Origin of the sequence: Aquisalibacillus elongatus, from assembly GCF_003843875.1 — a bacterium.
Taxonomy (GTDB): Bacteria; Bacillota; Bacilli; order Bacillales; family Alkalibacillaceae; genus Aquisalibacillus; species Aquisalibacillus elongatus.
This window is the reverse complement of sequence record NZ_RKRF01000007.1, coordinates 180,923-205,904: the sequence shown is the minus strand read 5'-3', so window position 1 is coordinate 205,904 and position 24,982 is coordinate 180,923. Positions and strand designations below refer to the sequence as shown.

Annotated in this window: 27 protein-coding genes, 3 tRNA genes and 1 riboswitch; of the genes, 6 read left to right on the top strand and 24 right to left on the bottom strand. The window is 36.9% G+C overall.

Features of this window, described 5'->3' with window-relative positions:
* Positions 1-154: 154 nt before the first annotated feature.
* The gene (gene tig / locus EDC24_RS01585) at positions 155-1,441 is read right to left on the bottom strand and encodes a trigger factor (protein ID WP_124219123.1); all 1,287 of its coding nucleotides are present in this window, start codon (positions 1,439-1,441) and stop codon (positions 155-157) included.
* Between the two features lie 138 nt (positions 1,442-1,579).
* Positions 1,580-2,560: a tetratricopeptide repeat protein gene (locus EDC24_RS01580; RefSeq protein WP_124219121.1), complete on the bottom strand. Its 981-nt coding sequence runs from the start codon at positions 2,558-2,560 to the stop codon at positions 1,580-1,582.
* Between the two features lie 265 nt (positions 2,561-2,825).
* On the opposite strand from EDC24_RS01580, the gene EDC24_RS01575 reads away from it, so the two are divergent.
* From EDC24_RS01575 to EDC24_RS01560, 4 genes are all read left to right on the top strand, one after another.
* Positions 2,826-3,071, top strand: a complete 246-nt coding sequence (locus EDC24_RS01575) for a DUF1450 domain-containing protein (protein ID WP_124219119.1) — start codon at positions 2,826-2,828, stop codon at positions 3,069-3,071.
* A 15-nt stretch (positions 3,072-3,086) separates the two neighbouring features.
* Positions 3,087-3,566: a DUF1189 family protein gene (locus EDC24_RS01570; RefSeq protein ID WP_124219117.1), complete on the top strand. Its 480-nt coding sequence runs from the start codon at positions 3,087-3,089 to the stop codon at positions 3,564-3,566.
* A 256-nt stretch (positions 3,567-3,822) separates the two neighbouring features.
* Positions 3,823-4,167 carry an ArsR/SmtB family transcription factor gene (locus EDC24_RS01565; RefSeq protein WP_124219115.1) on the top strand — a complete coding sequence of 115 codons (345 nt, stop codon included), beginning with the start codon at positions 3,823-3,825 and terminating at the stop codon, positions 4,165-4,167.
* Between the two features lie 16 nt (positions 4,168-4,183).
* Positions 4,184-4,696 carry an SRPBCC domain-containing protein gene (locus tag EDC24_RS01560; RefSeq protein WP_124219113.1) on the top strand — a complete coding sequence of 171 codons (513 nt, stop codon included), beginning with the start codon at positions 4,184-4,186 and terminating at the stop codon, positions 4,694-4,696.
* A gap of 201 nt (positions 4,697-4,897) precedes the next feature.
* Here EDC24_RS01560 and EDC24_RS15085 read toward each other — a convergent pair whose 3' ends face one another.
* From EDC24_RS15085 to EDC24_RS01550, 3 genes are all read right to left on the bottom strand, one after another.
* Positions 4,898-5,068 (bottom strand): hypothetical protein, encoded by a 171-nt coding sequence (locus EDC24_RS15085; protein WP_170158428.1) that lies wholly within the window; start codon positions 5,066-5,068, stop codon positions 4,898-4,900.
* A gap of 272 nt (positions 5,069-5,340) precedes the next feature.
* Positions 5,341-5,414: transfer RNA gene (locus tag EDC24_RS01555), tRNA-Arg, on the bottom strand.
* Between the two features lie 43 nt (positions 5,415-5,457).
* On the bottom strand, positions 5,458-6,324 hold the full coding sequence (locus tag EDC24_RS01550) for a fructosamine kinase family protein (protein ID WP_124219111.1): 867 nt from the start codon (positions 6,322-6,324) through the stop codon (positions 5,458-5,460).
* A 104-nt stretch (positions 6,325-6,428) separates the two neighbouring features.
* Positions 6,429-6,514, top strand: a riboswitch (cyclic di-GMP riboswitch).
* 102 nt (positions 6,515-6,616) lie between these two features.
* Here EDC24_RS01550 and EDC24_RS01545 point away from each other — a divergent pair.
* On the top strand, positions 6,617-6,976 hold the full coding sequence (locus tag EDC24_RS01545; RefSeq protein WP_124219109.1) for a response regulator: 360 nt from the start codon (positions 6,617-6,619) through the stop codon (positions 6,974-6,976).
* Positions 6,977-7,001: 25 nt separating this feature from the next.
* Positions 7,002-7,148: a sporulation histidine kinase inhibitor Sda gene (gene sda / locus EDC24_RS01540; protein ID WP_124219107.1), complete on the top strand. Its 147-nt coding sequence runs from the start codon at positions 7,002-7,004 to the stop codon at positions 7,146-7,148.
* A 432-nt stretch (positions 7,149-7,580) separates the two neighbouring features.
* On the opposite strand, the gene EDC24_RS01535 is transcribed toward sda, so the two are convergent.
* The 19 genes from EDC24_RS01535 to EDC24_RS01445 all read right to left on the bottom strand — a co-directional run bounded on the left by EDC24_RS01535 (position 7,581) and on the right by EDC24_RS01445 (position 24,982).
* Positions 7,581-7,657, bottom strand: a tRNA-Arg gene (locus tag EDC24_RS01535).
* A 13-nt stretch (positions 7,658-7,670) separates the two neighbouring features.
* Positions 7,671-7,744: transfer RNA gene (locus EDC24_RS01530), tRNA-Gly, on the bottom strand.
* 145 nt (positions 7,745-7,889) lie between these two features.
* Positions 7,890-8,480 carry an XTP/dITP diphosphatase gene (locus EDC24_RS01525; RefSeq protein WP_124219105.1) on the bottom strand — a complete coding sequence of 197 codons (591 nt, stop codon included), beginning with the start codon at positions 8,478-8,480 and terminating at the stop codon, positions 7,890-7,892.
* Positions 8,481-8,482: 2 nt separating this feature from the next.
* The gene (gene rph / locus EDC24_RS01520; protein ID WP_124219103.1) at positions 8,483-9,235 is read right to left on the bottom strand and encodes a ribonuclease PH; all 753 of its coding nucleotides are present in this window, start codon (positions 9,233-9,235) and stop codon (positions 8,483-8,485) included.
* 136 nt (positions 9,236-9,371) lie between these two features.
* The gene (racE, locus tag EDC24_RS01515) at positions 9,372-10,214 is read right to left on the bottom strand and encodes a glutamate racemase (RefSeq protein WP_425455170.1); all 843 of its coding nucleotides are present in this window, start codon (positions 10,212-10,214) and stop codon (positions 9,372-9,374) included.
* Positions 10,183-10,662, bottom strand: coding sequence for a MarR family winged helix-turn-helix transcriptional regulator (locus EDC24_RS01510; RefSeq protein WP_124219101.1), 480 nt, complete (start codon positions 10,660-10,662; stop codon positions 10,183-10,185). Before EDC24_RS01510 ends, racE begins: the two co-directional genes overlap by 32 nt.
* 117 nt (positions 10,663-10,779) lie before the next feature.
* Positions 10,780-11,004 carry a helix-turn-helix domain-containing protein gene (locus EDC24_RS01505; RefSeq protein ID WP_124219100.1) on the bottom strand — a complete coding sequence of 75 codons (225 nt, stop codon included), beginning with the start codon at positions 11,002-11,004 and terminating at the stop codon, positions 10,780-10,782.
* A 106-nt stretch (positions 11,005-11,110) separates the two neighbouring features.
* Positions 11,111-11,575, bottom strand: a complete 465-nt coding sequence (locus EDC24_RS01500; protein WP_124219099.1) for an acyl-CoA thioesterase — start codon at positions 11,573-11,575, stop codon at positions 11,111-11,113.
* Between the two features lie 102 nt (positions 11,576-11,677).
* A complete protein-coding gene (gene sdhB / locus EDC24_RS01495; protein ID WP_425455169.1) occupies positions 11,678-12,445 on the bottom strand; it encodes a succinate dehydrogenase iron-sulfur subunit in 768 nt (255 codons plus the stop codon).
* A 16-nt stretch (positions 12,446-12,461) separates the two neighbouring features.
* Positions 12,462-14,219, bottom strand: a complete 1,758-nt coding sequence (sdhA, locus tag EDC24_RS01490; RefSeq protein WP_124219097.1) for a succinate dehydrogenase flavoprotein subunit — start codon at positions 14,217-14,219, stop codon at positions 12,462-12,464.
* Positions 14,220-14,253: 34 nt separating this feature from the next.
* Entirely contained in the window at positions 14,254-14,868 is a 615-nt protein-coding gene (locus EDC24_RS01485) for a succinate dehydrogenase cytochrome b558 subunit (protein WP_124219096.1), read from the bottom strand.
* A gap of 154 nt (positions 14,869-15,022) precedes the next feature.
* Entirely contained in the window at positions 15,023-16,819 is a 1,797-nt protein-coding gene (gene uvrC / locus EDC24_RS01480) for an excinuclease ABC subunit UvrC (RefSeq protein ID WP_124219095.1), read from the bottom strand.
* A gap of 85 nt (positions 16,820-16,904) precedes the next feature.
* Positions 16,905-17,219: a thioredoxin gene (trxA, locus tag EDC24_RS01475; RefSeq protein ID WP_124219094.1), complete on the bottom strand. Its 315-nt coding sequence runs from the start codon at positions 17,217-17,219 to the stop codon at positions 16,905-16,907.
* A gap of 185 nt (positions 17,220-17,404) precedes the next feature.
* Complete coding sequence (locus tag EDC24_RS01470) at positions 17,405-18,361, bottom strand: electron transfer flavoprotein subunit alpha/FixB family protein (RefSeq protein WP_124219093.1); 957 nt, start codon at positions 18,359-18,361, stop codon at positions 17,405-17,407.
* 30 nt (positions 18,362-18,391) lie between these two features.
* Positions 18,392-19,165 carry an electron transfer flavoprotein subunit beta/FixA family protein gene (locus tag EDC24_RS01465; RefSeq protein ID WP_124219092.1) on the bottom strand — a complete coding sequence of 258 codons (774 nt, stop codon included), beginning with the start codon at positions 19,163-19,165 and terminating at the stop codon, positions 18,392-18,394.
* 19 nt (positions 19,166-19,184) lie between these two features.
* Entirely contained in the window at positions 19,185-19,958 is a 774-nt protein-coding gene (locus EDC24_RS01460; RefSeq protein WP_124219091.1) for an enoyl-CoA hydratase, read from the bottom strand.
* 13 nt (positions 19,959-19,971) lie between these two features.
* Positions 19,972-20,562, bottom strand: coding sequence for a fatty acid metabolism transcriptional regulator FadR (locus EDC24_RS01455; protein WP_124219090.1), 591 nt, complete (start codon positions 20,560-20,562; stop codon positions 19,972-19,974).
* A gap of 74 nt (positions 20,563-20,636) precedes the next feature.
* Positions 20,637-22,346 carry a long-chain-fatty-acid--CoA ligase gene (locus EDC24_RS01450; RefSeq protein ID WP_124219089.1) on the bottom strand — a complete coding sequence of 570 codons (1,710 nt, stop codon included), beginning with the start codon at positions 22,344-22,346 and terminating at the stop codon, positions 20,637-20,639.
* 287 nt (positions 22,347-22,633) lie between these two features.
* On the bottom strand, positions 22,634-24,982 hold the full coding sequence (locus EDC24_RS01445; protein ID WP_124219088.1) for an endonuclease MutS2: 2,349 nt from the start codon (positions 24,980-24,982) through the stop codon (positions 22,634-22,636).

Here is a 24,982-nt window from a genome sequence, read left to right as displayed (position 1 = left end):
TTAAATTAGTCAAAAGAAAAACTTATAACCATCTTATGCATTAAATTATAAATGTTACACATCTTATGTACAAATTAAGATTATAAATTCTAGAAAATAAGAACGTAATTGTAAAACAAGGCACGTTAGAAACGCGCCTTGTTTTGTTCAGAAATTATACAGTTTTGCTTTCTTCTACTAGGAAGTCTATTGCTTTCTTCATCTTAAGGTCATCCTTAAGCATATCTGTTTGGCCGCCTAGCATTTGTTTTAGATTATCTACATCTGTATTGTACTGAGTTGCAAGCTGTTCTAATTCTTTTTCAATATCTTCTTCAGTTATTTCTAAGTTTTCAACTTCAGAAATAGCTTCAAGTGTTAAGTTTGTGCGAACGCGTTTTTCAGCATCATCTTTCATTTGCTCTTTTAAGGCGTTTTCGTCTTGGCCAGTGAATTGAGCGTACATATCTAATGTTAAGCCTTGCATTTGTAGGCGTTGCTCAAATTCTTGAACCATACGATCTAATTCGCTATCAACCATCGCTTGTGGAATATCAACTTCCGCGTTATCAGAAGCTTGGTTAACTAGTGAATCACGTTTTTCAACGTCAGCATCATTAGCTTTTTCTTCTTCTAGGCGCTCGCGAGTTTTCTGTCTTAATTCATCAAGCGTTTCAACTTCTTCGTCAACATCTTTAGCAAATTCATCATCTAACTCAGGTAGTTCTTTTGTTTTAATATCGTGAATTTTAACTTTAAACGTTGCTTCTTGGCCAGCAAGATCTTCAGCTTGATAATCTTCAGGGAATGTCACAACAACTTCTGTTTCTTCGCCAGCTTTCTTGCCAACAAGTTGTTCTTCAAATCCTGGAATAAACTGACCTGAACCAATTTCTAATGAATGGTTCTCAGCTGAACCACCTTCGAATGGTTCTCCGTCTTTAAATCCTTCGAAGTCCATAACGACTGTGTCGCCATTTTCAATTCCGCCATCTTCTTTAACAACTAACTCAGCTTGTTTTTCTTGTTGGTTTTTAAGCTCTTCTTCCACTTCTTCGTCTGTAACTGATGTGTCTTTTTCTTCAACTTCAAGACCTCTATATTCGCCTAATTCTACCTCAGGCTTAACCGCTACAGTTGCTGTGAAGATTAGTGGTTTACCTTGTTCAATTTGCTCGATATCTACATCTGGTTGAGCAACAGGAGTAATACCCGATTCTTCAACTGCTTTCATATAAGCATCAGGTAGTACGATATCAACAGCATCTTGGTATAACGCTTCTACTCCAAAACGCTTTTCAAAAATATTACGAGGTACCTTCCCTTTACGGAAACCAGGGATTTGTACATCTTTTACAACTTTTTTGAAGGCTTGATCTAATGCTTGATCAAATTCATCAGTGTCTACTTCAAATGTTAAGACACCTTCATTGCCCTCTTTCTTTTCCCATTTCGCTGACATAAAAAACTTCCCTCCAAAAACTATTTATTCTATTGAATGATAAGTAGCGAACACAGTTAATCAGTATTCATGCATAATGCAACCACTATATTATAACATAGAAACTGCACCGTTCAATAATCTAATACTAGGAAATTGTTAATCTTCAACCTGTGAAAAATAGATTTTTTCTAAGTGTTCAATCTCGTTCATCCATTTTTGAGAATCTTTCGTTATGTATTCATTTTGACTATCCAAGTTCAAATAACGCTTCGCCAAATTAAGTACTGCCTGAGCAATCGCTTCAGATTGTTCAATTTCAGGTGTGAACGGAAAATTGATATAAAGATAACGGAACAAAATTTGTTTTGTAAACTGATAAAGCGTCGGGTCAGATTGTTCCACTTCTTCTAATTCCCGTAATCCTTTAATCGCAAAATCCGTCTCAAGCACATCTCTTAATGAATTGGGGCTTACCCAATCCGTTTGACCAAATTTCTCGACTTCTACTTTTCGGTCAACACCATCTTCCATGCACCATTGAATAATTCCAGTTTTAATCACAGGATTTAACTGAGAATCACTCAAATATGGTATCAGTTGATCCAAATAAGGTTTAATCGAATGGTTACGGTGGAAGGATAGTAACTTCCATTGTTCTTGAAAATTCCCATTCTCAAGTGAGTCAAGAAAATGATTCATATGATCTTCTGACTCTTGTTCTGTCGCTTGACTTTGAAATTGCTTGCTCATGTCGTACAATTGTTTAAAAGCATCTTCATATTCCCATGGGATTGTAGAGGATTCTTTAATCTCATCTAATAAATCAACTAATTCAGAGTATTGGCTTGTTTGGAATAAAATAGTTAAATAAATATGTAAGTATTTGTAGTAATGCTCATCGTCTTCTTTCATTAACTTACGGCATAAGCTAATGGCTTGTTCATAACGATTTAATTCAATTAAGCAAATCACTTTTGCTGTTAAAATATCATTAGACGCTTCACGAAAAGACTCTAACTGTTCAATATGTAATAAAGCTTCTTCATAATTTTTATGTTTAACCGCTTCAAAACTCTTACTCTCTAACTCTTTCCTCCAGCCCGGGAACATGACGACATCATGATGTTCAAATTCCATAATAAATCCATCCCGTCATTTTAAAATTACTCGTTTCATTAACATACCCATAAACGTTGATTTAAAAACATAAAAACATCATCACATCCTTTGGCAAAATATTCATTTAGTAACCTACCTCTTATCATACACGATTTTGTTTAATTTTACATCGTAGAATAAATTTAAAATAACAACTCCATTTTTTAAAACACTTGTAAACTAACTTCAAATCATATATAATAACAGTTTTGAGAAGAATGAAATATAAAGGAGGGAAGCAGCTATGGGACTTGTCGTTGTCGAGATTTGTGATGGAAATTTAATAGCTCAAGTTAATCTAGAGGAAATTCTTGAAGAAGAATACCCAGAAGTGGCAGTCATCGAAAATAGCTGTCTTTCCTTCTGCGGTCTTTGTGCGGTTCGCCCGTACGCTCTAGTTAATGGTAAACGTGTTTTCGGCAAATCGACCGAAGACGCTATTGAAAAAATCAAAAAAGCGATCGAAGAAGAATTAGCCGTATTCTTTTAATCGGAGGAACCAAAAGTGAATATAATAAACATTTTAAAGAATAGCTTTCAATTACCTCATAAACAAGCCCTCTTCCGATTAAATCGAATGAATATGAGAGATACGCTTGTTTATATCAATTTATTATTCTTCATCTTATTTTTACCTGATGCTGTTAATTTCGTATTAAACATTATAGACGCTAACGGTAGCATCCCTGATGTCGTCTATATACAAGTCATATTCCTATATCCTGCTTTGACGATTTTTATTACAACGATTAGTGTGACAGGATTATCAGGTATTGCTTATTTAATGAGAACTTGGTTAAGTCGCAAGCTAGCCTTCCATCAGTTATGGAAAATGACAGCATTTGCTCTAACGGTTCCTATCATCGTTTATTTAATGTTCAAATTAATTAATCAAGATAGCTTAATTCTAGTTTCACTCGCCATTTGGCTATGGTTCATTTATAAAATGATTACGGTATATCCAAAAAAAGCTCAACCCCAATAAGGTTGAGCTTTTTTAACGTCCCAGGAGAGATTCGAACTCCCGACCTACGGCTTAGGAGGCTGTAACCGCTGATTTTTCATTTTTTCTTCAAATGCTTGTATCTTTGATTATATCTTACTCATAAAACCTTTTTAATCCACAATATAACTTTACAGTTATATACCAATTGTGTTATATTCAAATCACATTACTAAGTCAACTATTAGAAAGGGGATGCGATGACAAAAATAGAATTTTATTGAATGAGGTGAGCGACATGTCAGGTGAAATTCCAGGCATGGATGTGTCTATGCTGGGTGCATTGGCTGAACCAAATAGGATGGCAATCGTAGAAATGCTACGCCATGAGCCTTTAACTGTGGGGGAAATTGCTAGTCGATTGGAAGTTAGTCAGCCTCATGCATCAAAGCATTTAAAAGTGTTAAGTAACAATGGAATTGTAGAATCGAAGCCAGAAGCTAATCGTCGATATTACAAGTTGCGACTCGAACCCTTCCATGCTTTAAATTATTGGGTAACTTCCCTTCAAAAAGACATGGAAAGGAGATTCGATAGCTTGGACGATTATGTACAAGAATTACAAAAGAACAAAAACGAATGAAAATAGGAGGAAAATCATGCCAAATAACAATATGGTTTCAAGAGTAGAGAATGAAAGGTTTCTTGTTTTAGAGCGTGTTTATGATATGCCACGTGATCAACTATTTCAATTATTTAAGGAACCTGAGCACTTAAAACGCTGGTGGAGTACAGATGGTTGGGAACTACCGGTTTGCAACTTGGACTTTCGTCCAGGAGGCGTATGGCATTACTGCATGAAATGTGTAGATAAAAATCAAGAAGAATATGGAATGGAGTCATGGAACAAGACCATTTATAAAGAAATTATTGAGCCAGAGATAATTGTCTATAACGATTATTTCTCAGATAAGGAAGGCAATATAAATGATTCCATGCCTTCTCCGGAGGTCACAATGGAATTCATCGATTTGGGAAGTCAAACTAAATTAATAAGCCGTTCTGAATTCGATTCTGCAGAATCTCTTCAAGCAGTATTGGATATGGGACTGCTTGAAGGTATCACGCAAACGTGGGATAGTTTAGATGCACTAGTTAAAAGCTTTAAGTAAAATAGGGAAAAAGCTTTAACTTATACACGAATGAAACACTTTTATGATAATTAACCATATAATACATTTTAACAAAGAGGATTGTAGTGGCACAACAACATAAACGTGAAAAAGCTTTTTTTCATGAAGCCTTAAAACCTTACTCTTTTACAAAAGGTAAATATGGTTATTTTACAGTTATAAAAGTTAAGGAGCCTGTTATCATAAGGCTCCTTTTGCATCAACAGATACATACATAGTTACTTCATCAGGTTTTCCATATGTTTCTTCTACGTATGGAAATGATATAAATGTAAATATAATAGAAATATCAACACCTTGTATCTTGATGGTATCTCTATTAACATTTACTAATTCACTTAATTTCGCCATGAGTATCCTCCTTACGATACAGTTATGGTTGCCGTATCGGATTTACTTGAACACGTTGCTGTATTTGTTACTTTATCATCTGTTGATGCTAATTCATCTACTGTACCAATCCACTAGAATCAACCGTAGCAATCGATTCATCGGATGATTACCAAGTTACACGAATTATTTAATAAAACTTTAAAATTAAATATGGTCCCCACACAAAAATTTTATATCCTTAAACCAAATTAAAACCCCTGCAAACATTGAATTTACAAGGGTTTCGCTAACGTCCCAGGAGAGATTCGAACTCCCGACCTACGGCTTAGGAGGCCGTTGCTCTATCCTACTGAGCTACTGGGACCAACACTATATTATTAAACCAATTTTTTATGAAACTATCAACCCTATTCACCAACATAATATTTAAGCACTCGATCAACGGAACCACTATAAGCCTCACCAAATATATTCAAATGAACTAAAAGATAATAAAGTTGATATAGAGCCTTTACATCATCATAGTAATGGTCTATTGGATATTCTTGTTCATAGGCCTTATAAAAATCCTCAGAAAATCCTCCAAAAAGCTCTGTGAACGCCAAGTCTAAATGACGGTCTCCAAATAAAAAGGATGGATCAATCACATAAGGAGTACCATTAGCATCACAAATCCAATTACCAGCCCATAAGTCACCGTGCAAATAAGAAGGTTTTATATCTTGGGGGATCCATTTTTCTAAATCAGTTATGACCCTCTCCAGGCGTTCACGTCTTTTACCAGTGATATGCTGCTCATCAACACCTATTTGAAGTTGTCGTTTCAATCTACATTCTCGGTAATAATCAACCCAATCACGATACATTTGATTAGATTGTATAATAATCCCTATATAAGTTGGTTCATGGTACCCATGTCCTTCACCCATGGCTTGATGCATTTTGGCAATATTACGACCTAACTCTAGCTGCGTACTCGATTGTGGTGAGCCATCGATCCATTCTAATGCCAAATAAGCTTTACCAATTTCATCTGAATAACTATAAACTTCTGGGACTTGAATTGATTTAGTACTTTTAATGTATTCAAGGCCCTCTTTTTCTAGTTTAAAAAAATTCTCAGGCGGATTTGTATGACTCTTGATAAAGTATTCATGTTGTTCTGTTTGTACATAAAAACTATCATTGATTGAGCCACCACTCACACGTTTCATTTCCTTTATTTCAGATGCATCTTTTGAACTACGTAATGCTAATTCGATTACATCCTGCATATAATCACCTCATCAATAGCATAACATTATAAAAATTGTAGCAAAACTCTTCACATGAGCCTTTAAATTTAGTACAATAGTCGTAACTAAATAGGTCGGTTTATGTCCGATAATGGCAAACTTACTGAAAAGTAAGGACGCAAAGCTACGGGTCTAAGGTATTAATTACTATGATCGCCGGGCCGCCGAAGACTAGAGTCAATAAGGTCAGTCTCGATTTTCGGCGGGACTGACCTTTTTTGGTTAAATAAATAAAAATTCGGGTATCATGACAACAAAGAGGTTGAGGTCTATGTATAACATACTAATTGCAGATGATTCATTGTTCATGAGGCAATGGATTCGAAAAATGGTTGAAGAGCACGGGCACCAGGTTGTTGCTGAAGCGAAGAACGGAAAAGAAGCGATCAACCTTTACCAACAATATAAACCGAATATAGTACTTTTAGACATTACAATGGACGAGATGGACGGTATAACCGCATTAAAGACTATAATCAAGCGAGATTCGAATGCAAAAGTTATTATGTGTTCGTCACTCGGATCACAACAAATTGTGATGGACTGCATTCATAGTGGAGCCAAGGATTTTGTTGTCAAACCATATTTTTACAAACTTTCTGAAACCATACAAAAAGCGATTAACGCTTAAATTTATTCATAGGGAGCTGATTCATATGCATCATTTGGACAATAATCAATTAATTGATGCTTACATCAAAGCCCTGAACTTAAAGTTAGAACAAAAATTTATTTGGTTATTAGCTTCTGAACTACGTCTCAGAGGCATTGATCCAAAATCACTTCAATATATGACTGGGTAAGATAGAGGTAGTATGAGCAAATGTAGCTAGACTCAGTCGTTAAAGTACGATTCTCGCCCGCTGAAGAACAAAAACTCACCTAATACAGATCGAAACTCACCCACGAGAGACAGAACTTACCCGCAGGAACTTAAAACTCACTGGATAGAATACCAATTTTTGCACAAAAATCGAAAATAATGTCACAATTTCGATATTTTTGTTGACTTCAATAGCATTTTCTTTAATGATGAATATAGCTGACTTTCATATCCCCTATGGACGAGTTATAAGGACTTAAGAAAATATAGTATAAGATAGTGTTTAAATAGCCTTATTAATAAAAAGAGAAATTGGGATATGGAAGTCAGGTTTTTTTGTATTTAAAATCGGACTTAAATATAAAAAAGCCCATTTCCTTATGGATAAAGGAAATGGACATATAGATTAATATGGTGTCCCGAGCAGGATTCGAACCTGCGACCCACAGCTTAGAAGGCTGTTGCTCTATCCTACTGAGCTACCGGGACTTAATCAAAAAAATGGAGCGGGTGATGGGAATCGAACCCACGACATCAGCTTGGAAGGCTGAGGTTTTACCACTAAACTACACCCGCAAATCAATATTAACTTATTTAACATTATTATGTATGAAGATTCATCTGTTGCGGACAAGAATTATTATATAAAAGGATGCCCTTATGTGTCAACACATGTTTTGAATTTAATTGGGTATAATCAGAGGATTACTCTGATTATACCTTACAATAAAGGTCTGATTTGTTTAAGCATTTCATCTAGTGCACGTTTTCGATGACTAATTTGGTTTTTTACTTCAGAACCTAGCTCTGCCATCGTTTGGATATATCCAACAGGCACAAATACAGGGTCATATCCGAACCCTTCTGTTCCTTTACGTTTTTCAGTAATTTCTCCTTCACAACGTCCTTCGGCTACGATTGTATCTTTTCCAGGTCTAGCGTATGCAATGACTGATACAAATGCCGCGTTACGTTGACTTTGACCTTCTAAATTATTCAATAATTTAATGATGTTTTGATCATCATTTTTAGCTTCTCCAGCATAACGAGCTGAATATACGCCTGGTTCACCATTTAGTGCATCAACAACTAGCCCTGAGTCATCTGCCATGACAGGGACCTGATATGTTTTACAGTAAGTCTCAGCCTTTAATTTGGCGTTCTCCTCAAAAGTTGTCCCTGTCTCTTCTACATCTTCAACGTCATCAAAAGCTTCCATGAGACTAACCATTTCAATATCTAAGGATGAAAACATATTTTTAAATTCATCGACTTTACCTTTATTCGTCGTTGCCACATAGATTTGTTTCATGATTATTCCCCTTTGGCTTCACTAATTAATGAGGCTGTATCTCCAATTGCTTGGCGTTGATAGTCAAAAAGCTCTTGAATCCCTTTTTGAGATAGTTGAATCATGTCGTTTAACTGCGAAGGCGAGAACGTTGCCTCTTCACCTGTTCCTTGAAGCTCAACAAATTCATTTTCATCTGTCATCACTATATTCATATCAACCTCTGCCGTAGAATCTTCTTCATAACAGAGATCTAAAATAGTTTCTCCATCTTTTGAAACGCCAACAGATGTTGCCGCAATAAAATGTTTGATCGGCAGTTTTGTGATTTTCTCCTCATCTAGAAGCTTACGGCATGCCAAAGCAACAGCCACAAAAGCACCTGTAATAGAAGCCGTTCTCGTACCGCCATCGGCTTGAATGACATCACAATCAACCCAAATGGTTCTCTCACCAATCTCATCAAGGTCAATGACCGCTCTTAAGGCCCTTCCGATTAACCGTTGAATTTCCATTGTTCTACCGGATGCCTTGCCTTTCGAAGACTCCCGGATATTGCGCTGTTCTGTCGCACGCGGAAGCATTGCATATTCAGCTGTAATCCAGCCTTTGTTTTGTCCTCTCATAAATGGTGGAACACGTTCTTCCACACTCGCATTACATATAACTTTCGTTTCCCCAACTGTAATTAATACAGATCCTTCAGGGTGTTTTGTAAATTGTGTTTTAATTTCTACGTCCCTTAATTGTTCGGCTGAACGGCCGTCAATACGCATATAATGCCCTCCTGAATAAAAGTAAAAATAAAATAATTGCACATTTAGTCTATACGTTTACCTATTTTATAAACACAAACCAAAGTATAACACAAAAAAACTTATACCTCATAGTTTGTCGGGCATAAGTCCAAGTTCAAATTAATGAAATTTGTTTTAAAGATGCGCTTTTAAGTTGAAATATTTCTTCTTTAATCCGTTCAAAGACATGGAGACTACCAGTTGTTAATATGACTGGTTCTAAACTAGTTTCGTCTACTGTCTGAGATTGATGAAGATTATAGAAAGTTAAAACTGTGCTGACTTCTGATCCTGTCTCTATTGCTGATGATAGCACGGTCATTTGATCCCCAACGACTTGCTCAATTAACGGTTGGATGATTGGATAATGCGTGCAACCTAAAATTAACGTATCAATATCGTACACTTCTTTAATGGACGCCAAACTTCTTTCCACCACATCAATTGCATCTGATTCAACAAATCGTCCACTTTCAATTAACGGTACAAACTCAGGGCAAGAAACACTTGTCGTATTAATGTTAGGTTTTATATTCCTTAAAGCAAGATCATACGCCTGGCTGTTAACCGTATTTTCAGTTCCGATTATAGCAACATGGTTCGTCTCAGTTGATTTAATAGCCGCTCTTGCGCCTGGTTCTATAACACCAATGACAGGAATCGATAAATTTTCTTTTAATTGATCTAACACCAATGCTGTTGCCGTGTTACACGCTACAACAAGTACCTTAATATCAAATTGTATTAAGTAATGTACCATTTCCCAAGTATATTGCTGAACTTCTTGATCACTTTTTGAGCCATAAGGGCACCTTAGCGTGTCTCCTAAATATATAAAACGTTCTTTCGGTAGTTGACGTTTTAATTCATGTAATACCGTTAAACCACCGACACCCGAGTCGATGACACCTATAGGTCTATCCAAGTTAATTCTCCTTTGATTCTTGATGATTAGCATTATCCTCATGTAGTTTCATTTCATCAAAAAGCTTATACATGAGCACATGAAGCGATTCTACTTCTTCCGCTGAAAAAGATTGTAAGACCTCTTTTAAATATAATTGGCGTTTATCCACGACTTCGTGAATAATCTCTTTTCCCTTATCTAATAAATGTATTCGTACAACGCGCCGATCTTTTGGGTCTCTGATACGTTCAATTAAATTGCTTTTTTCCATACGGTCGACTAAGTCCGTTGTCGTACTAAAAGCTAAATACATTTTCTTAGATAATTCTCCAATTGTTAAATCACCCGAGTCCTTCAACCATTGTAAGGCGACAAATTGCGGTGGAGTTATTGGATAATGGTCAAGAATCTCACGGCCGCGCTGCTTGATAATGTGCGATATGTAACGAATGCTTTTTTCAAGTTCAGCAATAGTTTTAGCATCAATCGTTGATTGCACAGGATTTCCTCCTCAAAATTGTTTATGGTACTATTTTCACGCTTTTCTAGGAAAAATTCAAGTAAATCTATTAAAAAGCTTAAAAGAACCGGCTATTTTTAAAACAGCCGGTTCAAGTCAAAGCTGAATTTCTCCAAGTCTAATTAACTCGACTACAGCTTGAGAACGCCCCTTCACTTGTAATTTTTGAATGGTGTTTGAGATATGATTACGCACAGTCTTTTCTGAGATGAATAGTAGTTCTGCTATTTCCTTCGTCGTTTTATCTTGCACAAGTAATTCAAAAACTTCTCTTTCTCGTTTTGTCAATATATTGGTAGGACGATATTTTTTGCTATCCAAACGGTAACCCCTCCTCTGTTAAAGAGTGAGCTACTTGTTCCACATGAGGAATTACTTAGTCATGATAGTTTATGTAATCACGCCCTAATTGGTTCGCAACATTAGACTACTTATTTAAAGTTTTATAGCCATTTTCTAGTTTTTTTAACTGATCAGATTCGAACGGTGTTGATTTTCCGGTTTGTGGATTAATTTGAACCACTTTACCTCTTCCTGTAATGCATAGTTCGTCACGTTGATTTAAACCCATATAGTGAATATCTACTGAACTGTTTCCAACCTCAGCCACTTTCACATGAAGTTTTAGCTCGTCACCGAAATACACTTGTTTAAAAAAATCGCACTGCAGGTCGCCAACAACTGGAACTTTATCATTTGATTCATTTAGTGTACCGAACAGCTGAATTGCATTAAAAAACTTAATTCGCGCTTCTTCAAAATAAATAAAAGGTGATACATTATTCATATGACCAAACATATCTGTTTCAGAAAAACGAATTTCAATCGGTGTGTAAAAATAAAAATCAGATTTCCAAGTATCTACGTCTTGAATATATTGTGGTAATCGCATGATTAACCTCCTCTTAAGTTGAATGAATAGTCATTCATTAAATTTTAAAATAAAGGGCTGACAAGTATGCCAGCCCTTATTTTTGGTAAGAATAATTTTGGATTAATAGTTGTAGTCACTGCCGAAGAAGCTCTTGAATGAATTAACAGTAGCTTCTCGGTTAAGTGCTGCAATCGATGTTGTTAGCGGGATACCCTTAGGACAAACTTGGACACAGTTTTGTGAGTTACCGCAATTCTGTAATCCTCCATCTCCTGTTACAGCGTCCATGCGTTCACTCTTGTGCATTTCACCGTTTGGAGTTGAGTTGTGTAAACGAACCTGTGATAAAGCAGCAGGTCCAATGAAGTTTGACTTACTGTTAACGTTAGGGCAAGCTTCTAGACAAACACCACATGTCATACATTTAGACAGTTCATAAGACCATTGACGTTTGGACTCAGGCATTCTTTCCCCGGGTCCTAAATCATGTGTACCATCAATTGGTGTCCATGCTTTAACTTTCTTAAGTGAGTCAAACATGCGGCTACGATCAACTGCTAAGTCACGAATAACTGGGAATGTGTCCATTGGTGTTAAGCGAATTGGTTGTTCTAATTGATCGACTAATGCTGTACAAGATTGTCTTGGAACACCATTGATATTCATAGAGCAAGCTCCACAAACTTCTTCTAAACAACCCATTTCCCAATGTACAGGTGTTGTTTCTTCACCTTTTGCATTAACTGGGTTACGTCTAATCTCCATTAAAGCTGAAATAACGTTCATATTACGTCTATGTGGAAGCTCGAATTCTTCCTCATACGTTTGTGAATCCGGGCTGTCCTGACGCTGTATAATCATTTTGATCGTTTTATTCTCTTCCGCCACGATTGTCTACCCCCTTTTATTTTGATTTAGAATAGTCACGCTTACGAGGTTCGATTAATGATGTATCAACATCTTCGTAAGTGATATCTGGACCATTTTTCTCTGCACTAAATGTTGCTTTAGTTGTCTTTAACCATTCTTCGTCATTACGTTCAGGAAACTCTGGTTTGTAGTGAGCTCCACGACTTTCATTACGGTTATAAGCACCAAGTGTAACAACGCGTGCAAGTTGTAACATATCCTGTAGCTGACGTGTAAACATAACACTTTGGTTACTCCATCTAGATGTATCAGCTAAGTTGATGTCTTTCCAACGATTCATTAATTCAACAATTTTCTCGTCTGTTTTCTGTAATTTTTCATTATCACGAACAACCGTAACATTATCCGTCATCCACTCACCAAGTTCACGGTGAAGTTGGTATGGGTTTTCACTACCGGAGTTCATGTTCATTAACTCTTCAAACTTATTCTCTTCTTCTTTTAATTTTTCATCAAATAAAGAAGATGTTTGATCTTCCGCTAGTTCGTCTAAGCCCTCAATATAATTAACCGCATTCGGTCCTGCAACCATACCACCATAAATACAGGATAATAGAGAGTTAGCACCTAAGCGGTTTGCACCGTGAATTGTGTAATCTACTTCACCTGCTGCAAAAACACCAGGAATACTTGTCATTTGTTCATAGTCAACCCATAGTCCACCCATAGAATAGTGAACGGCAGGGAAGATCTTCATTGGTACCTTACGAGGATCTTCACCAACGAATTTTTCATAGATCTCAATAATACCGCCAAGCTTAACGTCCAGCTCTTTAGGATCTTTGTGTGATAAATCGAGGTAAACCATGTTTTCCCCGTTAATACCTAACTTTTGGTTTACACATACATCGAAAATTTCACGTGTTGCGATGTCACGTGGCACTAAGTTACCGTAAGCCGGATATTTTTCTTCTAAGAAGTACCATGGCTTACCGTCTTTGTAAGTCCATACACGACCACCTTCACCACGAGCTGATTCACTCATTAAGCGAAGCTTGTCATCCCCTGGAATGGCTGTTGGGTGAATTTGAATGAACTCTCCATTAGCATACGCTGCACCTTGTTGATATAGTCTTGATGCTGCAGAACCTGTGTTAATAACAGAGTTCGTTGATTTACCAAAGATAATTCCAGGTCCACCAGTTGCAACAATCACTGCATCAGCTTTAAAAGATCTCATTTCATGAGTGGTTAAATCTTGTGCAATGATTCCTCGCGAACGTCCATCATCATCTAGAACAGATGAGATGAATTCCCAACCTTCATATTTTGTTACTAAACCATTCGCTTCTTGGCGACGTACTTGTTCATCTAGCGCGTAAAGTAATTGCTGTCCAGTTGTTGCACCAGCATATGCTGTACGGTGATGTTGGGTACCACCAAAGCGACGGAAATCTAATAGACCTTCAGGTGTACGGTTAAACATAACTCCCATACGCTCTAACATGTGAATAATGCCTGGAGCTTTGTCACACATATCTTTGACTGGAGGTTGGTTCGCTAAGAAGTCTCCTCCATATACCGTATCGTCAAAGTGTAACCATGGTGAGTCTCCCTCACCTTTTGTATTAACAGCACCGTTAATACCACCTTGAGCACAAACGGAGTGAGAGCGTTTAACCGGAACTAGTGAGATCAAGTCGACGTGCACACCAGCTTGAGCAACTTCAATAGTAGCCATTAAGCCAGCTAAACCACCGCCAACGATTACGACATTTTTGTTACTACTCATTGTGTTGTTTCACTCCCTTATAATTCCGATTCAATTAAAATGCAAACGCGATTAGTGATGATATTCCCATGTAAGTGAAAATGGCAAATACACCAATTGTAATGTACGTTAAGATCACTTGTGATCTTGGTGTTACCGTAATACCCCAAGTTACGAAGAATGACCATAAGCCATTCGCGAAGTGGAATACTGTTGAAATAACACCAATAACATAAAACCAAAACATAAATGGTGATGATAGAATAGTTGCCATTAAGTCAAAGTTAATCTCAGTTCCATAAATCGCATTAGCTAAGCGTGTTTCCCATACGTGCCATACAACAAATATTAATGTGATAATCCCCGTAATACGTTGGAATACAAACATCCAGTTACGGAAATATCCAAACTTAAAACTGTTTGGAGACGACGTAAAAGCGATATACACACCATAAATTGCGTGAAATAATAAAGGTAAAAAGATGATGAAGATCTCTAAACCTATACGCAATGGTAGGCTTTCCATGAAATGCGCAACAGCATTGAATGTATCTGGACCATATGTAGAAAAGTAGTTAACAACCAAGTGCTGCATTAGGAATATCCCAACCGGTATGACACCTAATAGAGAATGTAGCCTACGATAAAAGAACTCACGGTTTTCCGCCATGTGTTACCCCCCTCATTTTGTGTAAAATATTCTTTCAATTAGACAATCATAAAAGTAAACATGACATGTTTTATTGTACTTCTAACCAATTAAAGCGTCAAGAAATCCTTACCAACCACAACGACACTTTTCTACACTTTTCTACAATCAATGGTTAGTTTTCGTCAGCCTGTTCATTTTCATTCAAGAAATACGACTGTATATTCTCTGCAATATGCGATGGAATACCTAATTTAGTCATATCTTCAATATCTGCGTTTTTAATTTCGTCGATTGAACCAAAATGTTGAATTAATAAACGTTTACGCTTCGGTCCAATGCCCTCTATTTCATCCAAACTTGATTGGAAAGCACTTTTTCCTCGTAACTGCCTATGGAATGTAATAGCAAAGCGGTGAACCTCATCTTGAATGCGTTGAATTAAATAAAACGATTGTTCATTACGCTTAAGTGGTACTGTCTCAGGTGGATCACCATATAACAATTCGCTTGTTTTATGTTTATCATCCTTTGCGAGACCGCACAATGGAATATCTAACCCTAATTCATTTTCTAAAACATCGAGTGCAGCAGACATCTGACCTTTTGCGCCATCTACCATGATTAAATCCGGTAATGGCCTTTCTTCTTTCAATACGCGTTTATACCGTCTGCGAATCACTTCTCGCATCGTTTCGTAGTCATCAGGCGAATCAACCGTCTTAATTTTATATTTACGGTACTCATTCTTCTTCGGTTTCCCATCGATAAATGTAACCATTGCAGATACAGGGTCAGTCCCTTGAATATTCGAGTTATCAAAAGCTTCTATTCGGTGAGGCGTTTCAATATTTAAAATCTCACCTAACCTCTCGACGGCATTAATCGTTCGTTCTTCATCTTGCTCGATAAGTGAAAATTTTTCATTTAAAGCAATTTGAGCATTTTCTAAAGCCAGTTCAACTAGATCTTTTTTCTTACCACGGAGAGGGGTTTTAACTTTTACATCTAACACATTAGCTAATAGTTCCTTATCACTGCCGATCGGAACAAAAATCTCTTTCGGTTTTATGTGGTTTGAATGCTGGTAAAATTGAGCAACATAACTAATAAATGACTCATTGGGATCATTATAAAAAGGAAAAAGCGATATATCGCGTTCGATTAATTTCCCTTGTCTAATAAAGAAGACTTGAATACACATCCAGCCTTTATCGTAGGCAAATCCGAAGACATCACGGTCAGTCATGTCATGCAGATCCATTTTTTGTTTCTCCATCACACTTTCGATATGCTCAATTAAGTCGCGATACTCTTTGGCCTTTTCAAAATCTAGGTTTTCTGAGAACCGATGCATTTTTTCTGTTAGTTCTTGTTTGATTTCTTTATGTCCACCACTTAAAAATGACGTAATCTTTTGGACGAGATCCTCATTTGTTTCCTGACTAACAGGATACTCACATGGTCCTAGGCACTGGTTAATATGATAATATAAACAGACCCTTTTAGGCATGACATTACATTTTCTTAGCGGATAGAGTCGGTCTAATAATTTTTTAGTTTCTCTAGCAGAATAAACATTGGTATAAGGGCCAAAGTATTTCGCTTTGTCTTTTTTGACTTGTCGCGTTACTAACAAACGTGGATGTTCCTCGTTCGTGATTTTTAGAAATGGGTAACTCTTATCATCTTTAAGCATGACGTTATATTTAGGGTCATACTTTTTGATTAAATTCATTTCTAAAATTAACGCCTCCATTTCAGAAGACGTGACAATATATTCGAAGTCCGCAATTTCATTAACTAATCGTTGTGTTTTTAAGTCATTGGCGCTCGTGAAATAAGATCGCACCCGATTTTTAAGGATTTTTGACTTACCAACGTAGATGACTTCTCCCTTTTTACTTTTCATTAAGTAACATCCAGGTTTATCTGGTAAAATTGCTAATTTTTCTTTAATTTGATCTGACATGACCAACACCTCAACTCTCATTTTACCATGAGGAGCATTGAATATAAAAAGAAGAGCTAACCATGATAGTTAGCTCTTCAATGCATTATGCATGTTTTTGTACAAATTGTTGTAACGCCTCTTTAGGCTGGAAGCCCATCGCTTGATCGACTTTTTCACCGTCTTTGAAAAGAATTAGCGTTGGAATACTCATAACACCATATTTTTGTGCTGTTTCCTGGTTTTCATCAACGTCTAATTTAACGATTTTAACTTGATCTTCCATTTCAGAGTCAAGTTCTTCTAATACAGGTGCAATCATTTTACAAGGGCCACACCAAGCTGCCCAAAAATCTACAAGAACTAATCCATCTGAAATTTCTTCATTAAAAGTTTGATCAGTTGCTTTTGAAATAGCCATAGTACAATATCCTCCTCAATTTCAAGTGTAACGTAAGTATAGCACGTTAAATATTATCTTTTCCAATACTTTGTTTGTCATTTAAATTTGGGTTAAAAAGTATTGTTTTGAGCACTCAATAATTTTGTCTTAAAATAAATGAGCTCTTTACCATTTATATTAGGTAAAGAACTCATTGTCAAAAATTAGGCTTGTGCTTTAATTTCTTCAGTTAACTTAGGTACGACGTCGAATAAATCGCCTACGATGCCGTAGTCTGCAACGTTGAAGATATTTGCTTCTGGGTCTTTGTTAATCGCGACGATGACTTTTGAGTTCGACATACCAGCTAAGTGCTGAATCGCACCTGATATCCCGCAAGCAATATATAAATCAGGTGTTACAACTTTACCTGTCTGTCCGATTTGTAGGGAATAATCACAATATCCTGCATCACACGCACCACGAGAGGCACCAACTGCTGCACCTAATTCGTCAGCTAATTCATGAAGCGGCTCAAAGCCCTCTTCACTTTTCACTCCGCGGCCGCCAGCTACAATAATATTCGCTTCTGATAAGTCAACACCATCTGATGCTTTACGTACAACGTCTTTAATGATCGTACGTAGATCCTTAATCTCAACATCTACTGATGACACATCGCCTGAACGGCTTTCGTCTTTATCTAATGGTGCAATGTTATTTGGACGAATCGTCACAAATGTTTTACCGCCTTTAATCGACTTTTTCTCAAATGCTTTTCCTGAATAAATAGGTCTTACAAACTGGTCACCTTCAACACCTGTAATATCAGAAATAAGCCCACTGTCTAGTTTACTTGCTAAACGAGGGGATAAATCTTTACCCGATGACGTATGGCCCATGACCATGCCGTCTGGGTCCTCTTGTTCAATGACTGCCATAGCAGCTTGAGTATAAGCATCTGATGTGTAATTAGCTAATTTTTCATCAGTTACTGTAACAGCTCGGTCTGCTCCAAACTGAATCATTTGATTCGCTGCATCTTCAACGTTTTCGCTTCCAAGTACAATTCCAACTACTTCTGCACTTTCATCTATTTGGCGAGCAGCTGAAACGGTTTCAAACGAAACGTTACGAGCCTCACCATCTTTTAATTCTGCAAATGCTAATAATTTTGTCATGGTTACATTCTCCTTTCTACACCTGTCAAATTAAAGTACTTTCGCTTCTGTTTTTAGTAGTGATACCAATTCTTTCACTTGGTCTTCTGTTTCGCCTTCTAATACTCTACCAGCCTCTTTTTCAGGTGGAAGGAAAACTTCTACTGTTTCGGTTTTCGCTTCAACATCATCTTCATCTAGATCTAAATCATCTAATTCTAGTTCTTCAAGCGGTTTCTTCTTCGCTTTCATAATACCTGGTAAAGAAGGATAACGAGGCTCGTTTAACCCTTGCTGACATGTCACCAATAGTGGTAATGACGTTTCAACTGTCTCTTCGTCACCTTCAACATCGCGAACAATCTTAACGTCTTCGCCACCAATTTCTAAATTCGTAATCGTCGTGACATAAGGAATATCTAATTTATCAGCAAGTCTTGGACCTACTTGACCACTTGCCTCATCAATCGCCACGTTACCGGCTAAGATGATATCTACATCTTTATCTTCAAAATATGCTTCTAGAATTCGAACAGTAGAATACTGATCGCCATCTTCTAGGTCATCTTCAGTGTTTACTAGAACTGCTTTATCTGCTCCCATAGCTAGAGCCGTACGAAGCTGTTGTTCTGATTCTTCATCACCAACTGTGACAACTGTTACTTCGCCACCGTGATCATCACGGATTTTGATAGCTTCTTCAATTGCATATTCATCATATGGGTTAATGATGAATTCTGCACCTTCTTCCTCAATAACTCCCCCATCAATCTGAATCTTCTCTTCTGTATCAAATGTCTTTTTCATTAGAACATAAATGTTCATAGGATTACCTCCTTTAAATCTATTGATCTTTGAAATTAGGTTGACGCTTTTCTATGAATGCTGAAATACCTTCTTTCGCATCATCATTACCAAAAACTTTTCCAAATTCCTCAGCTTCTAAGTTAACGCCATTTTGGAATTGAGACGTTTGAGCGTAAGGTAATAACTTCATTACTGCTTGAATAGATGGACCACTCTTACTAGCAAACTTGTTTGCTAGATTCATAGAAAATGAATCTAATTCTTCCTCATCAACTGCATGATTAGCTAATCCATATTGTGCAGCTTCCTCACCTGATATTGGTTCACCTGATAAAATCATTTCGTATGCCTTTGGTAAACCGACATATCGAGGTAGACGTTGAGAACCTGCAAACCCTGGAATTATACCTAGACTCAACTCAGGCAGGCCTAATTTAGCTTGTTTCGTCACGATTCTCACATGACAAGCCATAGCTAATTCAAGTCCTCCGCCCAATGCTGCACCATGAATAGATGCAATGACTGGAATGTGATAGTTTTCTAAGCGGTTAAAAAGGTCTTGTCCTTTCTTAGCTAAACCTGCATAATCGCTTTCATTTTGGAATGTTGTAAACTCTTTAATATCTGCCCCAGCAGAGAAGAACTTTCCTTCTCCTTTTAACAAAATTGCCTTAATTGACGGGTCTTGATCGATATCATCCAAAACCGATGAAAGATCTTTCAAAATTCCTGAAGATAAGGCATTGGCTGGTGGGCTATTGATGATTACTTGAGCAACCTGTCCTTCTTTAGTCCAAGATAAATGCTCCATCAAGACAACTCCCTTATGATTGATGTATTTTTAATCCATTTGAGATAACGAAATGGACTTCTTTAGCTTGGTCTACTAAATCATATCTTTGTTCTTTCATAACCCAGTTCGTCACAATTTCATCTAACATACCAAAGATGATTTGGCGAACCAGTTTAATATTAAGGTGGGAATGGAAGACTCCCTCTTCCATCCCTTCCTTTAAAATATCATCAACCAAAGCTAAATAACGTTTAAGTACTTCATTAATTTTTAATCTTAATTCTTTCTTAGATTGCCTTAACTCTAACTGTGTAACGATGGCCAAATGTGGATCTTCAGCTAACTGTCTAAAATGCATTTCAATTAGAGAATACAATTTTTTGTCAGCTGTTTCGTGATCATTAATTTGATTTTCAATTCTTTCAATAAATTGGCCCATCTTTTCTTGGAACACAGATACTAAAATATCTTCTTTGTTCTTAAAGTATAAATAAATTGTTCCATCCGCAACACCAGCTCGTTTAGCAATCTTGGATACTTGCGATGAATGATAACCATTTTCAGCAATAACTTCAACTGCTGCATCGATAATTTTTTTATATTTAGGTTTGGTGTTCTTCATACATAATACTCCTTAACTGAATGAATGGTCATTCAGTTATTATAATATAGCCTAAAGTGAAAACTGTCAACTTATTAAGAAGATGAATTCGCTTTTTCCTGTTCCATTTTTTCTTTTTCTTCATCGACTAATTTTCTCCTTAAGATTTTTCCTACTGCCGTTTTTGGTAATTCCTCTCTAAATTCATACAACTTAGGTACTTTAAATGCTGCTAAGTTTTCTCGGCAATATTGGTCTAACTCTTCTTCTGTTAGTTGTGCGCCATCTTTCAGCACAATATACGCTTTAACTGTCTCACCTCTATAAGGATCTGGTATTCCAGCTACAACCGTTTCTGCTATTGCTTCGTGTTCATATAATACTTCTTCGACTTCTCTAGGGTAAATATTAAATCCACCAGCAATAATCATATCTTTTTTACGGTCCACAATATAGAAGTAACCATCTTCATTCATATATCCCATATCACCTGTTAAAAGCCACCCGTCTTTTAAGGTGTTTTCTGTTTCTTCAGGACGATTCCAATAACCTTTCATAATTTGAGGGCCTTTAACAGCCACTTCGCCAACTTCACCGACAGGCATTTCTTCTAGTGTATCCGGTTTAAAAATCTTTGAGTCGGTATCTGGCCAAGGTATTCCAATCGTGCCAGCTCGGCGATCGTCATAAATTAAATTTGAATGCGTAACAGGAGATGATTCCGTTAAACCATATCCTTCAACTAACTTTCCACCTGTTACTTTTTCAAAGTTTTGTTGAACTTCAACAGGTAATGGTGCTGATCCACTCAAGCATGCTTCAATAGAAGATAAGTCATACTTTTGAATCTTTGGATGGTTAAGTAATCCAATATAAATGGTTGGTGCACCTGGGAATAACGTAGGTTTTTCCTTTTCGATTAACTTCAAGACCGTATCGACATCAAACTTAGGCACTAACACCATTTTTTGTGCCATCATGATGGATAAATTCATCACGGCTGTCATACCGTAAACATGGAAGAATGGTAAAATTCCTAAAACAGTCTCTTTACCATACTCAGCTTTATAAATCCAAGCTTTAGACATTTGTGTGTTGGAAACTAAATTGTGATGCGTTAACATGACACCTTTTGGATAACCTGTTGTACCGCCAGTGTATTGTAGTAGAGCAAGATCTTCTTCAGGGTCAAACTCATGCATCGTCACATTTCCGCTTGCTTCTTCTAGCATTTTCGTCCAAACGTGAGTGTCACCTGCATGCTCAGGCTTAACGACCATGTTATACTCACGCTTTTGTATAAAAGGATAGACTAAATTCTTAGGAAACGGTAAGTAGTCTTTGATACCGGTTACAATTAAGTGCTCTAAATTAGTTTCACCTTTCACATTATTTGCTCGAGGTAATAAAATATCTAGACAAACTAAAAACTTAGCACCTGAATCTTTCATTTGGTACTCTAATTCTCTTTCGGTGTACAGCGGGTTTGTTTGTACAACAATTCCACCTGCAAGCAATGCCCCGTAATAAGAGATCACCGATTGAGGTGAGTTTGGAAGCATGATTGCTACCCGATCACCTTTTTCAAGACCAAGGCCTTGCAAATAGCTTGCAAATTTCTTTGCTGAATCATATACCTCCTGGTACGTTAATTCTTTCCCCATAAAATGAATAGCGACTTTATCTGGGTAATTCTCTGCTGCGTCCATAAGCAATCCATGTAAAGGCCTGTTGTCATACTCCATCGTCTTCGGCACTTCCTCTGGGTAGTGCTTAAACCAAGGTTTTGTTAAATCTACCCCCATTAATTAATAGCCTCCTTTAATTTATATTACTTAATATTATAAACAACATTAGTTGAAAATTAAAATAATTATTTTAATTATCAGACAAAAACACCTCAAAAAAAGTAGCTCTCTAACATTATATGTCGTAAAGACAATGCTATATGAGCTACGTCATCATTAACTATAAATTAAAAAGAAAATCCCTACCACAACAAACAAAATAGCAACAACTATTAAAACTTTAGCTAGTGTCTCCATATCCCTATGTCCTCTCTACATAATATGCGCGTAAAACCGATATTAGACTACTTTAGCTCTAATATCGTCACACCATTTCCGCCTTCATTAGCATGGCCAAATCGTTTACCTTTAATAGATGGATGCTCATCTGCAAATTTTTGGACACCTTTCATGAGAACTCCAGTTCCTTTACCGTGAATAATGGAAACCTGATGGAAATTTGCTAATAAAGCTTCATCAACGTATTTCTCCAATCGCTGAATCGCATCTTCGTAACGTTCTCCACGTAGATCTAATTCGGGTTTTACATGATGGTGTTGCCCTTTTACTTTCGTCATCGGTTTTGTATTTAAAGGATCCTCACGTTTAACGAATTCTATTTGATCTGCTGGAACTTTCATTTTTAGAATTCCTAGCTGAACTTCGTATTCTTTATTACTCACTTGTTCAACGATATGTCCATTTTGATTAAAGGATAACACATGAACTTCATCGCCAGGTAACAGTTTCTGCGTTTGTTTAGCCTTTTTCTTAGGCTGATTATCTTTTGTATCTGCTTCTAATTGTTCTTTCTGATCGGTTAATTTCTTCTTCGCATCAATAAAGCGATGCTCTTTAATATGAGCTTCATCTTTCATTTCACGAATTTCTTTTAAGATGCTCTCTGCATCTTGCTCAGCTTTTTCAACAATTTTAGAAGCTTTTTCTTTAGCTTTTTCCCTGTACTGCTGCTTCTGATTTAAATATTGTTCATATTCACGATTTAACGAATCATGAAGATTGCTCGCATCCTCAAGTAATTGATCCGCTTCTTCAAAACGACTCTCAGCTTTTCGTCTAGAGTCTTCTAAAGATGAAATCATGTTTTCAACAGAACGTGAATCATCACTAACCATGGATTTGGCCTGTTCGATTACCGAATCATTTAAACCAAGTCGTTTTGAAATATCAAAGGCATTACTACGACCTGGTACACCTAATAAGAGACGATAAGTCGGCTGTAGTGTCGTCACGTCAAATTCGACTGAGGCGTTGATGACTTCATCACGGTTAAAACCGTAAGCTTTAAGCTCAGGATAGTGCGTTGTCGCAATAATGCGAGCGTTTCTACCAACGACATAGTCCAAGATTGCCATAGCTAACCCCGCACCTTCCTGCGGGTCCGTTCCAGCACCTAGTTCATCGAATAAAACTAATGAATTGGAATTGACTTCGTCTAAAATATTAACAATATTACTCATGTGAGATGAGAACGTACTTAGACTTTGCTCAATTGATTGCTCATCACCAATATCTGCAAAAACATGGTCAAATACCGCTAATTCACAACCGTCTTGAGCCGGTACTTGCAAACCTGATTGAGCCATTAATGTACATAAGCCAACCATTTTGAGCGTGACGGTTTTACCACCTGTGTTCGGACCTGTGATAACAATGGCCGTATAGTCCTGACCAATTTCAACATCATTACTTACGACTTCATCATCTTCAATTAGTGGATGACGAGCCTGTCTCATAAGAATATAACCGTTTTGATTCATCGTCGGTTTGGCAGCTTTTAGCTGACGCGAAAGTTTCCCCTTAGCGACAATGAAATCAACTTGCTGAAGAAGATTAACATTTTGTCTTAACAGGGTTGCATCTGCTTCTACAAGACCTGATAATTCCTTCAAAATACGCTCAATTTCATGTCCTTCTTCCACTTTCGCTTCTTGAAGTTTATTATTAAGTTCGACGACGGATTGAGGCTCAATAAATAGCGTCTGACCTGATGATGATTGATCGTGAACAATCCCGCCAAACGTCGAACGATATTCTTGCTTCACCGGTAGCACATAGCGTTCATTACGTATCGTAACTATGGCATCCGATAACATCTGGCTTTTCGATTTTGTGTATTGTTCTAGCTGATCTCTAATGCGGCTTTCATAAGAACGAATTTGATTACGAACGGTTCTAAGTCGACTTGATGCACCGTCCATCACATTGCCGTAATCATCAATACAGCTTTTGATTGATCGTTCTAATTGATTAAGCGGAACAATCTGATCAGCATATTGACGCAAATGAGGGATTTCAACATCTTCTAATTGCTCAATAAAATGTTTGAATTGTTTTCCGCCGTATAATGTATTTGAAATCTCTAGAAGTTCGCTAGCATATAAAATACCACCAATACTCGCTCTTTTGATATTAGGTCGAATATCTGTAATCCCACCTAAAGGCACATTTCCCTTTAGTCTTAATACGGTTACGGCCTCATCAGTTTCTTCCTGCCAATGGACAACTTCGTCTAAATCCATTGATGGTGATAATTTATTGGCTAATTCCTTCCCTAAACTATTAGAAGCATGACTTTGAAGCCAATCTTTAATTTTAGGAAATTCTAACTGATTTAGAATTTTATTATTCAT

Coding starts and splice junctions, on each gene's coding strand:
- EDC24_RS01500 (WP_124219099.1), bottom strand. CDS start 11,575: ATGCGATTACCACAATATATTCAAGACGTAGATACTTGGAAATCTGAT.
- trxA (WP_124219094.1), bottom strand. CDS start 17,219: ATGGCTATTTCAAAAGCAACTGATCAAACTTTTAATGAAGAAATTTCA.
- EDC24_RS01565 (WP_124219115.1), top strand. CDS start 3,823: ATGTCAGGTGAAATTCCAGGCATGGATGTGTCTATGCTGGGTGCATTG.
- sdhA (WP_124219097.1), bottom strand. CDS start 14,219: ATGAGTAGTAACAAAAATGTCGTAATCGTTGGCGGTGGTTTAGCTGGC.
- EDC24_RS01445 (WP_124219088.1), bottom strand. CDS start 24,982: ATGAATAATAAAATTCTAAATCAGTTAGAATTTCCTAAAATTAAAGAT.
- EDC24_RS01485 (WP_124219096.1), bottom strand. CDS start 14,868: ATGGCGGAAAACCGTGAGTTCTTTTATCGTAGGCTACATTCTCTATTA.
- EDC24_RS01470 (WP_124219093.1), bottom strand. CDS start 18,361: ATGACAAAATTATTAGCATTTGCAGAATTAAAAGATGGTGAGGCTCGT.
- EDC24_RS01460 (WP_124219091.1), bottom strand. CDS start 19,958: ATGGAGCATTTATCTTGGACTAAAGAAGGACAGGTTGCTCAAGTAATC.
- rph (WP_124219103.1), bottom strand. CDS start 9,235: ATGCGTATTGACGGCCGTTCAGCCGAACAATTAAGGGACGTAGAAATT.
- sda (WP_124219107.1), top strand. CDS start 7,002: ATGCATCATTTGGACAATAATCAATTAATTGATGCTTACATCAAAGCC.
- EDC24_RS01465 (WP_124219092.1), bottom strand. CDS start 19,165: ATGAACATTTATGTTCTAATGAAAAAGACATTTGATACAGAAGAGAAG.
- EDC24_RS01580 (WP_124219121.1), bottom strand. CDS start 2,560: ATGGAATTTGAACATCATGATGTCGTCATGTTCCCGGGCTGGAGGAAA.
- EDC24_RS01550 (WP_124219111.1), bottom strand. CDS start 6,324: ATGCAGGATGTAATCGAATTAGCATTACGTAGTTCAAAAGATGCATCT.
- tig (WP_124219123.1), bottom strand. CDS start 1,441: ATGTCAGCGAAATGGGAAAAGAAAGAGGGCAATGAAGGTGTCTTAACA.
- EDC24_RS01575 (WP_124219119.1), top strand. CDS start 2,826: ATGGGACTTGTCGTTGTCGAGATTTGTGATGGAAATTTAATAGCTCAA.
- EDC24_RS01560 (WP_124219113.1), top strand. CDS start 4,184: ATGCCAAATAACAATATGGTTTCAAGAGTAGAGAATGAAAGGTTTCTT.
- EDC24_RS01455 (WP_124219090.1), bottom strand. CDS start 20,562: ATGAAGAACACCAAACCTAAATATAAAAAAATTATCGATGCAGCAGTT.
- uvrC (WP_124219095.1), bottom strand. CDS start 16,819: ATGTCAGATCAAATTAAAGAAAAATTAGCAATTTTACCAGATAAACCT.
- racE (WP_425455170.1), bottom strand. CDS start 10,214: ATGCTAATCATCAAGAATCAAAGGAGAATTAACTTGGATAGACCTATA.
- EDC24_RS01525 (WP_124219105.1), bottom strand. CDS start 8,480: ATGAAACAAATCTATGTGGCAACGACGAATAAAGGTAAAGTCGATGAA.
- EDC24_RS01450 (WP_124219089.1), bottom strand. CDS start 22,346: ATGGGGGTAGATTTAACAAAACCTTGGTTTAAGCACTACCCAGAGGAA.
- EDC24_RS15085 (WP_170158428.1), bottom strand. CDS start 5,068: ATGGCGAAATTAAGTGAATTAGTAAATGTTAATAGAGATACCATCAAG.
- EDC24_RS01545 (WP_124219109.1), top strand. CDS start 6,617: ATGTATAACATACTAATTGCAGATGATTCATTGTTCATGAGGCAATGG.